The sequence below is a fragment of the Actinomadura chokoriensis genome (assembly GCF_041463665.1).
GTDB lineage: Bacteria > Actinomycetota > Actinomycetes > Streptosporangiales > Streptosporangiaceae > Spirillospora > Spirillospora chokoriensis_A.
In genome coordinates, this window is sequence record NZ_JAXCEJ010000028.1 from 51,563 (window position 1) to 63,686 (window position 12,124).

Consider the following 12,124-nt stretch of genomic DNA (forward strand, 5'->3'; position numbering starts at 1 on the left):
CGTAGCCGCTACCGGCCCCCGCCCGGGCCGCGCGCGTCCGGTAGCGTCACAGGCATGCGACTCGGCGTGCTGGACGTGGGCTCGAACACCGTGCACCTGCTGGTGGTGGACGCCCACCGGGGGGCGCGGCCCCTTCCCGCGTGCTCCCACAAGGCCGATCTGCGGCTCGCCGCCCACCTCGACGACGCCGACCGCCTGTCCGAGGAGGGCGAGGCGCTGCTGCGCGACTTCGTCGACGAGGCGCTGCGGATCGCCGAGGACAAGGGCGTCGAGGACCTGGTCGCGTTCGCCACCTCCGCAGTCCGCGACGCCGCCAACGGCGAGGACGTCCTCGGCCGCATCCGCGCCGACAAGTCGATCGACATCCGCGCGCTGCCCGGCGAGGAGGAGGCGCGGCTGACGTTCCTCGCCGTCCGGCGCTGGTTCGGCTGGTCGTCGGGGCGGCTGCTCGTCGTGGACATCGGCGGCGGCTCGCTGGAGATCGCGTCCGGCATCGACGAGGAGCCGGACGTCGCGATCTCGCTGCCGCTCGGCGCCGGCCGGCTCACCCGCGACCGGTTCACCGCCGACCCGCCGCCGCCCGACGAGATCCGCGACGTGCGCCGGCACGTCCGGGCCGAGATCGCCCGGCAGGTCGGCGACGTCGCCAGGTACGGGCCCGCCGACCACGCGGTGGCCACGTCCAAGACGTTCCGGCAGCTCGCCCGGATCGCCGGGGCCGCGCCGTCCGCCGAGGGACCGTTCCAGCGCCGCACCCTGTCCCACTCCGACGTGACGGACTGGGCGGACAAGCTCGCGCCGATGCCGTCCGCCGAGCGCGCCGAGCTGCCCGGCGTGTCGGAGAGCCGCGCCGAGCAGCTGCTCGCGGGCGGGATCGTCGCGGACGCCGCGATGGACCTGTTCGAGCTGACCGAGCTGGAGATCTGCCCGTGGGCGCTGCGCGAGGGCGTCATCCTGCGCCGCCTCGACATGATCGTCGGCTGAGCCCGCCGGGCTACCAGTTCGGGTGGCCGAGGACGCGGTTCTTGGGGGTGAGGACGCGGTCTTCGGTGCCGTCCGCCCGGACGGCGCGGATCACGGGTGCGGCGACCGGGCCGCGCACGTAGCAGATCCACCGGCCGTCGGCGGACCACGCCGGGTCCTGGTCGTGCCCGCCGCCGGACGTCACCGGCCCCGCGGCGGATCCGTCGGCGGACATCGTCCAGATGCTGCTGACCTCGGACGTTCCCCGGGTGAAGGCGATCCTCGAGCCGTCGGGCGACCATTCCGGGTCCACCGACCGGACGCGGTCGTTCGTGAGCCGCTTCCAGTCGCCGCCGGGACGGGCCGGGTCGAGGGTGTAGATCTGCTCGACACCGCCGTCGCGCTTGCTCCAGAAGACGAGGCCCTTGGACGACCACATCGGGTCGTCCTTCGCGGAGGCGTCCGTGGTGAGCTGGGTGACCTTGTGGTCCTGCAGGGTGATCGCGAAGATCTGCTTGGTGCCGCCCTGCCTGCCCATGTAGGCGAGGCGCTTGCCGTCGGGGGACCAGGTCACGCGTCCGCCGGCGATGTCGGTGACCTTGCTGGGATCGCTGCCGTCGGCGTTCATCACCCATGCCTCGGACTTGCCGCCGCCCGTCCGGGTGAACGCGATGAGCCTCCGGTCCGGTGACCGCTCGGGCAGGATGTCGCAGCTCGACCCGCTCGCCAGCGTTTGCACATCCCCGTTGCCGGGCGTGAAGAGGCCGATGTCGGCGTGGCACGACTTCGGCCAGCCGGATTCGGTGTCGACGCGGACCAGCATCTGCCCGGTCGGGAACGCCCCCGGTGTCGCGCCCGTGTTCTCCGCGCTGCCGGACGGCCGGGTCAGGTAGTAGACGCCGCCCGCCACGGCCGCCGCCACCAGCACGCCCGCCACGCTGGAGGCGATGAGCGTGGTCCGCCGGGACGGCCACTCGCTCCGACGCGAGGTCCGGGGAAGGACGGGCGGGGGGACCGCGTACTCGCGCTCGGTGGGCGGGTCGGTCCGGCGCTCGTACACCGGCTGCGTCCGCGGCTCCGGCACGGGCGGCGCGGCGACGGGCTGCTGCTGGAGACGCTGCTGGGGGAGAGGCTGCTGCGGGACGGGCGGCTGCGTGCTGGGCTGTTGCGGGACGGGCTGTTGCGGGACGGGCTGTTGTGGGACGGGCTGTTGTGGGACGGGCTGTTGTGGGACGGGCGGAGCGGGTGCGGGTGCGGGCGCGGGGGTGTCGTACGAGGTGACACCGGGGTTCCCGGCGGCCGGGGGCGACGTCCACGCTTCGCCCAGCTCGGTCGTCACGGCGGCCTCGCCGGCGCCGCCGACCAGGGAGAGCAGCAGGTCGCGGGCGTCCGGCCGGGCGGCGGGGTCCTTGCTCAGCGCCGCCCGGACGAGCGCGGACAGCGACGGCGGCAGGTCGCCGAGCTCGGGTTCGGCGTGCACGGCGCGCGCCGCGAGCAGCTGGAACGAGCCCTGCCCGAACGGGTTGCGGCCGCTCGCCGCATAGGCGACGAGGCAGCCCCAGGCGAACACGTCCACCGCCGGGGTGACCTGCTGCGTGGTGATCTGCTCGGGCGCGATCCAGCCGGGCGTGCCGACGACCTGCCCGGTCCGGGTGTGGGACGAGGCCACGTCCAGCGCGCGGGCGATCCCGAAGTCGATCACCCGGGGGCCGGAGATGGACAGCAGCACGTTGCTCGGCTTCAGGTCGCGGTGCACCAGCCCCGCGCTGTGGATGGCGACGAGCGCGGCGGCGACGCCGACCGCGACGCCGTGCAGCATGCCGGGCGACAGCGCGCCCTTCGCGCCGACGTGCTCCAGCAGCGACGGCCCGTCGATGTACTCGGTCACCATGTAGGCGAGACCGAGGTCCTCGCCGTGTTCGAGGACCTGCGCGGTGCAGAACGACGCGACCCGCTGGGCGTTGGCGGCCTCGTCGTGGAAGCGGGCGAGGAACGTCCGGTCGCCGGCCAGCTCCGCGCGGACGACCTTGACCGCGACGGGACGTCCCGCCTCGTCGCGGCCCAGGTAGACGGCGCCCATCCCGCCCTCGCCGACCTTGGCCTCGATCCGGTACCGGCCGATCCGCGTGGGGTCGTCCGGGCGCAGCTCGCGCAGGGAGGGCGCTCGCGGCCCGTCCATGGAGATCACCTTTCTCCGCGAGCCGCGTCTTGGCGGCCGCCCCCGCGGCGGCACGCGGCCCCAACGCTTCCTTACGATGACAGAGGGCGGCCCAAGGTTCTAGCGTCCGGGGATCAATGGAAATTGCGCGCCCGCACCCGGCCGGGGACGGGCAGCCGCCGCAGCCGGGTCGCGCGGACGCTGGCGACCCCGTCGGCGCGCTCCAGCCGCCCGCTGACCAGCAGCGCCTGCGAGTCGACGGCGAGGCCCCGGTGCCGCTGGAACACCTGCGGCGGGCACACCACGTTGACGATGCCGGTCTCGTCCTCCAGCGTCATGAACACGATGCCGCCGGCGGTCGGCGGGCGCTGCCGGTGGGTGACGAGCCCGGCGACGACGACGTTGGTCTCGCCCGGCGTCCCGGCGAGCCGCGCCGACGACAGGGCGCCGAGCTCGTCGAGCGCCTCCCGGACGTGCGCGACCGGGTGGACGCGGGAGACGCCGGTGGCCCACAGGTCGGCGAGGGTCTCCTCGATGGGCGTCATCGCGGGCAGCGCGGGCGCCGACGCGCCCGGCGTGACGCCCTCCAGCTGCCCCGGGCCGGAACCGGCCAGCGCGCCCGCCGCCCACAGCGCCTCCCGCCGCGACAGGCCGAGCCCGTCGAACGCGCCCGCGGTGGCGAGCGCCTCCAGCGCCCCGGCCGACAGCGGCACGCGCCGGGCGAGGTCCTCCATGCCCGTGTAGGGACGTCCCGCCGCGACGGCCTCGGCCGTGGCGTCGCCCAGGTTGCGGATTCCGGACAGGCCCAGCCGGATCGCCGGCTGCGGCTCGTTCGGCGCGTGCGGATGGTCGGAGTCGACGTCGATGGCCTCTTCCAGCGTCGGATGGACGTCGCTGGCGTTGATGTCGACCCCCCTGACCACGACACCGTGATGCCTGGCATCGGCCAGAAGGCTTTGCGGGCTGTAGAAGCCCATCGGCTGGTTGCGCACCAGGGCGGCCGTGAACGCGGCAGGGAAGTGACGCTTCAGGTAGGCGCTCGCGTACACCAGATGCGCGAAGCTCTGCGCGTGCGACTCGGGGAACCCGAATCCGGTGAAGCCGAGGATCTTCTCGTAGACGCTCTCCGCGATGTCGGACGGGATGCCGCGCGCGGCCATCCCGTCCAGCAGCCGGCGCCGCAGCCGCTCCACCCGCTCGGGGGCGCGCTTGGCGCCCATCGCCTGCCGGAGCTGGTCCGACTCCGCGGGCGTGAACCCGGCGCAGTCGACGGCCAGCTGCATCATCTGCTCCTGGAACAGCGGCACGCCGAGTGTCCGGCCGAGGGCGGGCTCCATCAGCGGATGCGGGCACACGGCGGGCTCCTCGCCCTTGCGCCGCCGCAGGTACGGGTGGACCGACCCGCCCTGGATCGGGCCCGGCCGGATCAGCGCCACCTCCACCACCAGGTCGTAGAACGTCCGGGGCCGCAGGCGCGGCAGCGTCGCCATCTGCGCCCGCGACTCGACCTGGAACACCCCGACCGTGTCGGCGTCGCACAGCATGTCGTAGACGAGCGGGTCCTCCGCCGGGACCGACTGGAGGTCGTAGCGCCGCCCGTGGTGCTCGTCCACCAGGTCGAAGCAGTCGTGCAGCGCGGCGAGCATGCCGAGGCCGAGCAGGTCGAACTTCACGAGCCCGGCCGCCGCGCAGTCGTCCTTGTCCCATTGCAGGACGCTTCGTCCCGGCATCGTGGCCCACTCGATCGGGCAGATCTCGCCGACCGGCCGGTCCGCGATCACCATGCCGCCGGAGTGGATGCCGAGGTGGCGGGGCAGTTCCAGCATCCGGCCGGCCAGCTCCAGGACCGGCGCGGGGACGTCGGTCTCCGACCCCACCGGGTCGCGCGGGTCGATGCCCTTCGACCAGGCGTCCTGCTGTCCGGGGGAGAAGCCGAGCGCGCGGGCGGCGTCCCGCACGGCCATCCGCGGCCGGTAGCCGATGACGTTCGCGACCTGCGCCGTGCACTCCCGCCCGTACTTGCCGTAGACGTACTGGATGGCCTCCTCGCGGCGCCTGTGCTCGATGTCGAGGTCGATGTCGGGCGGGCCGTCGCGTCCGGGCGACAGGAAGCGCTCGAACAGCAGCCCGTGCCGGACGGCGTCGACGCCCGTGATGCCGAGCGCGTAGCAGACCGCCGAATTGGCCGCCGACCCGCGTCCCTGGCACAGGATGCCCCGGCCCCGGCAGAACTCCACGATGTCGTGGACGATCAGGAAGTAGCCGGGGAAGCCGAGCTGCTCGATGACGTCCAGCTCCTTGGCGATCTGCGCGTACGCGCCGGGGACCCGTTCCCGCCCGGGCGGCCCGTACCGCTCGAGCGCGCCCTCCTTCACCAGGCGCCGGAGCCAGGTCGCCTCGGTGTGCCCGTCCGGGACGGGCCAGTCGGGCAGCCGGGGCGCGACCACGTCGAAACCGAACAGGCACTCCCGGGCCAGGTCGACCGTCCGTTCCCGGACGCCGGGGAACCTGGCGAGCCGCCGGGCCATCTCGGCGCCGCTCCGGATGTGCGCGGTGCCGCTCGCCGGGAGCCAGCCGACCATGTCGTCCAGGCCGCGGCGGGCCCGGACGGCGGCCAGCGCCTGCGCCAGCCGCGCGTCGGCCCCCGGAGCCGCGAAGTGCACGTTGTTGGAGGCCACGACGTCCACACCGGCGCGGCCCGCCAGTTCGAAGAGGGCGTCGTTGCGGAGGTCGTCGTCCGGCTGGTCGTGGTCGACCAGTTCCACGAACACGTTCGCGCGGCCGAACATGGAGATCAGATCGCGCAGCTCGCGCTCCGCCGCGTCCGGGCCGCCCGCCTCCAGCGCCGCCGGGACGGGGCCCTTCCGGCATCCGGTCAGCACCGCCCAGCGGCCGCCGTGCGCACCGGCGAGGGCGTCGAGGTCGTAGACGGGACGGCCCTTGCGCCCGCCCGCCAGCTGCGCCGAAGTGATCGCCGAGCACAGCCGCGCGTATCCGGCCGCGCCCCGCGCGAGGACCAGCAGATGCCGTCCCGCCGGGTCGGGCTCGCCGGTCTGCGGGCCGGGCAGGCCGAGGCTCAGCTCCGCGCCGAACACCGTCCCGATCCCGGCGTCATGCGCGGCCTGCGCGAACTGCACCGCCCCGTACATGCCGTCGTGGTCGGTGACCGCCATCGCCTCCACGCCGAGCCGCGCCGCCTCGGCGACGAGCGAACCGGGGTCGCTGGCCCCGTCCAGGAAGCTGAACGACGAGTGGACGTGCAGCTCCGCCCACGGCACCTCGGCCTCGGCGCGGCGCGGGACGCCGGGTTCCGGCGGCGGCTCGTCCGGCGGCCGCTCGGACGGCCGCCACGACAGCCGCTCCTCGAACTCCCGCCACGAGATCGGCGGGTTGTACCAGCCGGTCATGCGCCGCCCCTAGTCATAGACGGCCTCGACGTGCCATCGGCCGCCCTCGACGGCGAGCAGGTAGGCGGCGCCGTCGTCCGTGGTGACCTGGAAACGCGCCCGGCGGCGGGACGCGCCCGGATCCCACCAGCGCTCGTCCGCCGGCCACGGGCCCGTCCAGCCGGTCACGGCGGCGGAGCGGCCGCGGAACACGAGCGTCGCGGGCGGCGCGGACACCTCGCACCGCGCCGACACGACCACCGCTTCGCCGGACCCGTCGACCAGCTCCGCCGGGGGCGGCGACACGGGGACGACCGCGGGCGCGGGGCCCGTCACACGACCGGGCCACGGGCCCTCGGGCAGGCCGGAGGGGTCCAGATCCCCGACGGGCACCCGGGCGACCCGCTCACCCGGGCCGCGCCCGCCCACGAGCACGGGCCGGGTGATCCCCTGATGCCCGAGCAGCGCCTGGATGCGGTCGGCGGCCCGCGTGATCCGGTCGGTGACGGACGTCCGGCCCCACAGCGCCTCCTGGCGTCCCTCGTCCGGGACGATCTGGTCCGGCGCCAGCTCCACCCACGTGACACCGCCCCACACGTCCTCGGCCTTGGCGCCCCGCCAGGCCGACAGCTGCCAGCGCACCCGCTCGGCGACGGCCAGCGCCGACAAGCCCTCGTGCCGCCACAGCCGCCGCAGCACGTGCCCGTCCGCGAACCCGACCGCGACCTCCAGCCGGACGCACGCGAGACCGCCCGCCGCGAGCCCCTCGTGCAGCTCGCCCGCGAGCCGCTTCGCCGCGAACACCACCCGCTCGGCCTGCTCGGCGGGCGGGTCGAAGTCGCCGCGCACCGACAGGTCCGCCGCGCCGCGGCCCGGTGCGAGCGGGCGCGGCTCCTCGCCGCGCGCCAGCCGGTGCGCGATCGCCCCGTCCAGCCCGAACCGCCCGGCGACGTGCCCGGACGGCAGCGCCGCGAAGTCCCCGAGCGTCCTGATCCCGAGCCGCCGCAGCAGGTCGGCCAGCTCGGGCCGGCCGAGCACCGACAGCGGGTAGGGCGCGAGGAACGCCGCCGCGCCGCCCTCCGGCGCCACGACGCCGCCCTCCCCGGCCCGCGCCGCCAGCTCCGCCGCGAACAGCCCGTCGGCGACGCCCGATCCGCAGTCGTGCCCGGCCTCCACGACCGTGTCCTGCACCAGGACGCGCAGCGCCTCCTCGCCGCCGTAGAAGCGCGCCGGCCCCCGCGCCGGGATCGCGCACAGCCCCGGCCGGACCACCTCGACGCGCGGCGCGAGCTCCGCGACCGCCTCCACGACCTCCTCGAACCGGCGGCCCTCCGCGTCGGTGTCGCGTTCCCGCACGACCAGGCCGGGGCAGCGCCGCTGCGCGTCCCGCAGCCGCTGCCCGCGCCGCACCCCCGCGGCCCGCGCCGCCGCCGAGCACGCGGCCACCCGCCCCTGCGCCACCACCGCCCCGGCCGTCGCCGCGTCGACCCCGGCGGCGGTGACCGGCCAGTCCGGGCACCACACGACCAGCACCCGCGTCACGCGATCCCCTCCGTCACCCGCACCGGCGGCAGAGCACCGGACGGCCGCCGATGGACGGTCGCGCCGTCGGCGACGGCGCCGGGCACGAGTTCGAGCGGCGGCCGCGCGCAGTCATCGGGCTTGACCGTGCCGTCGGCGGCGGGGAGCCAGAGGCGGGCGCGGCGGCCGGAGCCGGGGGCGTCGCGGCCCTCGGCGGTGACCTGGACGCGCCGGGCGGTGAGCCGCCCGTGGCCGTCGCCGAGGCCGTCCCAGCGCACGTCGTCCAGGTGCAGGCGGAGCCGGGCGCCCGGCCAGTCGCGGGCGAACGCGCCGGTCAGCGCCAGGACGCAGCCGTGCTTGCGGGCCAGCGCCGACAACCGCCGGACGGTGGCGGCGCCCGGACGCTCCGGCGGGCACAGCAGGACCAGGTCGACGGCCTCCGCCAGCGCGGCGACCACGTCGGGCCAGCGGTCGCCGGGGTCGTCGACCAGCAGCATCCGTTCGGGGGCGGCCCCCATCCCGGCGGCGGCGGCCACGCCGAAGTCCGGGACGCCGACGACGCCGCACCAGCCGCCGGCGCCGTCCGCGCCGCCGTGCCGGGAGACGCCCGCGACGAGCGCGAGGCCGAGGGACGCGGCGCCGAGCCCGCCGAGGCCGACGACCGAGCCCGGCCGCAACCCGCCGCCGGGCAGGACGGGCCGCAGCGCGGGCAGCACGGGCACCGTCTCGCGCGGCGCCCTCTCCAGCGGCACCCCCTCCAGCGGCACCCCCTCCAGCGCCGCCGACAGGTCCCGCAGCGCGGCCTCCGGCACCGTCGTCCTCCTCTCGAACGCCCCCTGCACAATTTCGAACACAGGTTCGACCTCTGTCAAGTTATCGCAGGTCACACAGCGGAGTTGCGGAGGGGCAAAGCCCGGTGGCGTAGGGGTTCGCGGTATTTTGCGGGCATCATGGGCGGTATGAGGAACGACGTGCGCACGCTGGAGTGGACCGGCGACGGGCTGCGCCTGCTGGACCAGACCGTCCTGCCGGGCCGCGTCGAGTACGTCGTCGCACGCGACGTCGACACGCTGGTGGACGCGATCCGCCGGCTGGTCGTGCGCGGGGCGCCCGCACTGGGCGTCGCGGGCGCGTTCGGCGTCGCCGTCGCCGTCCTGCAGGCCGCCCGCGAGGGGTGGGACGACGCCGCGCTGGACGCGGCGGTCGCGCGGGTCCGCGAGGCCCGCCCGACCGCGGTGAATCTCGCGGCCGGCGTCGACCGCGTCCTGCCGTTCGCGGTCGAGGGCGCCGGCGCGGTGGCCGCCGAGGCGCAGGCGCTCCTGGACGAGGACGTCCGCGGCAACCGGGCCATCGGCGCCTTCGGCGCCGACTGGATCCTGAAGCGGGTGGGCGACCGGCCCCTGCGGGTCCTCACGCACTGCAACGCGGGCGCGCTCGCCACGGCGGGCTGGGGGACCGCGCTCGGCGTCGTCCGGGAACTGCACGAGCGGGGCCGCGTCGAGATCGTCTACGTCGACGAGACCCGCCCGCTGCTGCAGGGCGCGCGGCTCACCGCCTGGGAACTCGACCGGGCGGGCATCCCGTGCGTCGTCCAGGCGGACGCCGCCGCGCCGAGCACGATCCTGCGCGGCCTCGCCGACGTCGCCGTCATCGGCGCCGACCGGATCGCCGCCAACGGCGACGCAGCCAACAAGATCGGCTCGGTGGGCGTGGCGCTGGCCTGCCACGCCGCCGGGATCCCGTTCGTCGTCGCCGCACCGTGGAGCACCGTCGACCCGGCCCTGGCGGACGGGGACGGCGTCCCGATCGAGGAGCGTCCCGCCGGCGAGATCGTGACCTGGGGCGGCACCCGAACCGCCCCGGACGGCGTGGCCGCGTTCAACCCCGCGTTCGACGTCACGCCCGCCCGCCTCGTGACCGCGCTGGTCACCGAGACGGGCGTGCTGGAGGTGTCGGCGGGCGCGACACCCGGCCGGCTCAGGGCGTGAGGGTGCGGGTCGCGGCGCGCAGGCTGCCGTACAGCTGCTCCTCGTAGACCTTCGCGGTCCGGACGTCATGGTCGACGAACAGGGCGTCGTTCAGCGCGGGCAGCCGCTGGGTGGCGTAGCCGGTGTCGATGCCGGGCGCGTAGATCTGGTGCCGGTACCAGGGACGGCCCGGCAGCCCGGCCTGCGTCAGCAGGTCCCGCTCGGTCTGCATGATCTTGTCGTTGAGGCGCCGGAACGCGGCCGTGTCGCCCTTGCCGAGCGCCTCGTCCGCGCGCGCCTGCAATGCCTCGGCGGCGCGCTGCCACGCCCTGGCCTGCTCGATGTCGCGCGAGACGTCCACGACCACCGATCCCAGCCGCTTGCGCTGCTCGGCGGTGAAGTCGGCGAGGTACTGGGCGGTCTCCGCCGCGTAAGGGCGGTAGCCCAGCGCGACGACGTCGGCGTTGGCGAGCCGCAGCGTCGCGATGCCGGCCAGCCGCGCCATCGCCGCGTGGTACTCCCAGTTCGGGTCGCCGAAGTGCGACATCCAGTAGAAGTCGTCGCAGGCGCAGTGGTAGTTGCCGGAGTCCCCGGGGGAGGACGAGCCGAGGTCCATCGCGGGCACCCCGTACCGCTGGAAGAACGCCTGGAAGTCCGAGCCGCCGCCGATGCGGTCGATCGGGGTCTCCCCGTCGTGCTGCGCCTTCCATGCCTCGTACAGCGTCCCGTCCGTGCCGGGCCACCGCACCTGCTTGGACGCGTCGACGACCGCCCGGTCCAGCGCGGGCGTCGCCGAGGCGCCGAACTGCGAGCCGGCGGCGCCGTCCATGTTCACGTACGCGACGACGTCGCGGAGCCGGCCCGCGCGCTGCTCGGCGTACTCGGTCGAGCCGAAGAGCCCGTACTCCTCGCCGTCCCAGGTGGCCAGGACGATGGTGCGCTTCGGCCGCCACCCCTTCCGGAGAAGTTCCCCCAGAGCGCGCCCAACCTGGACCACGTTCTCCGTGCCGGAGAGGTTGTCGCTGCTGCCGTACGCCCACGAGTCGTGGTGCGCGCCGAGGATGACCTCCTGCTCGGGGTGCTCGCTGCCGGGGATGCGCACGGTGACGTCCCACAGCGGACGCACCTGGAACTCGTTCCGCAGGTCCAGATGCGCCTTCGTCCCGCCCGGCCCGAACCGGTACGTGAACGGCAGGCCGCCCTGCCAGTCCTTCGGCGCCCGGTCTCCATTCAGCGCCCGCAGCAGCGGCTCGGCCGCGCCATAGGAGATCGGCATGGTCGGGATGAGGCCCTTCAGCATCGGCGCCTGCGACGGCGGGAGCCGGCGGGCGCCCTTCACCGACGGCCAGCCGGGCGTCTGCGGATCCCCGGCCGCGAGCTGGATCTGCGCGACGCTGCCGCGCTGGATGCCGTCCGGGGCCCGCCACGGCCCGTCCGGGTACACCGGGCCGCGCACGAACCCGTCGTCGGCGGGGTCGGAGTAGATGAGCACGCCCTTCGCGCCCCGCTTGGCGGCCTCGCGCGGCTTGATCCCGCGGAACACCGCGCCGTACCGGACGAGGACGATCTTGTCCTTGACCGAGACGCCGTTCCCGGCGAGCAGCTCGAAGTCCTCGGGCCGCCCGTAGTTGGCGTAGACGACCTCGCCCCGGACGTCCCCCGACGGCGACAAGCCGTTGTGCCCGGGGATGACCTCGTCGTAGTGCTCCTGCCAGGGCCTCTTCTCCTCCTTGACCGGCAGCGTGCGGCGCTGGGGCGCGGTCATCTCGACCTTCACATGCCGCGGCCGGGACAGGTACGCGTAGTACGTCCGGACCTCGGGCTCGAGCCCGTACGACCGGAGCCGCCGGACGATGCGCTGGACGCGGCGCCGGTCGCCGGTCGTCGTGGCGAGCCCCGGCTCGCTGGACAGCTCGGCGTCCAGGGCGCGGGCGACCCGCGCGGACGGGACGGTGCCGAGCAGCGTCTCGTACCGCCGCTGCCAGGCCGCGTGCGCGTCGGTGAACCCCGCGATCGGATCGGTTCCGGCAGGGGGCGAGGCCGCGGCGGGGACCGCGGCGGCGGCGAGGACGAGTGCCACGGCCGAGGCCGTGAGCGCCAGTGCCTGGGTTCGGGAGCGGAACACCAGC

7 protein-coding genes are annotated in these 12,124 nt (G+C 75.4%); 2 read left to right on the forward strand and 5 right to left on the reverse strand.

From position 1 onward, the window contains the following. Positions 1–54 precede the first annotated feature (54 nt). Entirely contained in the window at positions 55–984 is a 930-nt protein-coding gene (locus SM418_RS32195) for a Ppx/GppA family phosphatase (RefSeq protein ID WP_371945121.1), read from the forward strand. A gap of 10 nt (positions 985–994) precedes the next feature. Here the strand turns inward: SM418_RS32195 and SM418_RS32200 are convergent, their stop codons facing one another. The 4 genes from SM418_RS32200 to imuA' form a co-directional block, all read right to left on the reverse strand. Then, positions 995–3,142, reverse strand: a complete 2,148-nt coding sequence (locus SM418_RS32200) for a protein kinase domain-containing protein (RefSeq protein ID WP_371945119.1) — start codon at positions 3,140–3,142, stop codon at positions 995–997. 113 nt (positions 3,143–3,255) lie between these two features. Then, entirely contained in the window at positions 3,256–6,528 is a 3,273-nt protein-coding gene (locus SM418_RS32205; RefSeq protein WP_371945117.1) for an error-prone DNA polymerase, read from the reverse strand. Positions 6,529–6,537: 9 nt separating this feature from the next. Continuing rightward, positions 6,538–8,049, reverse strand: a complete 1,512-nt coding sequence (locus SM418_RS32210) for a DNA polymerase Y family protein (protein ID WP_371945115.1) — start codon at positions 8,047–8,049, stop codon at positions 6,538–6,540. Further along, positions 8,046–8,882, reverse strand: a complete 837-nt coding sequence (imuA', locus tag SM418_RS32215) for a DnaE2-dependent mutagenesis accessory factor ImuA' (RefSeq protein WP_371945114.1) — start codon at positions 8,880–8,882, stop codon at positions 8,046–8,048. Before imuA' ends, SM418_RS32210 begins: the two co-directional genes overlap by 4 nt. Before the next feature lie 105 nt (positions 8,883–8,987). On the opposite strand from imuA', the gene mtnA reads away from it, so the two are divergent. Further along, complete coding sequence (mtnA, locus tag SM418_RS32220) at positions 8,988–10,016, forward strand: S-methyl-5-thioribose-1-phosphate isomerase (protein ID WP_371945113.1); 1,029 nt, start codon at positions 8,988–8,990, stop codon at positions 10,014–10,016. Here mtnA and SM418_RS32225 read toward each other — a convergent pair. Then, a complete protein-coding gene (locus SM418_RS32225) occupies positions 10,006–12,120 on the reverse strand; it encodes a M28 family peptidase (RefSeq protein WP_371945111.1) in 2,115 nt (704 codons plus the stop codon). The genes mtnA and SM418_RS32225 overlap by 11 nt on opposite strands. Positions 12,121–12,124 lie beyond the last annotated feature (4 nt).

Excerpts from the sequence above, each read along its gene's own strand:
- SM418_RS32195 (WP_371945121.1), top strand. The coding sequence starts at position 55 with ATGCGACTCGGCGTGCTGGACGTGGGCTCGAACACCGTGCACCTGCTG.
- SM418_RS32205 (WP_371945117.1), bottom strand. The coding sequence starts at position 6,528 with ATGACCGGCTGGTACAACCCGCCGATCTCGTGGCGGGAGTTCGAGGAG.
- mtnA (WP_371945113.1), top strand. The coding sequence starts at position 8,988 with ATGAGGAACGACGTGCGCACGCTGGAGTGGACCGGCGACGGGCTGCGC.
- SM418_RS32200 (WP_371945119.1), bottom strand. The coding sequence starts at position 3,142 with ATGGACGGGCCGCGAGCGCCCTCCCTGCGCGAGCTGCGCCCGGACGAC.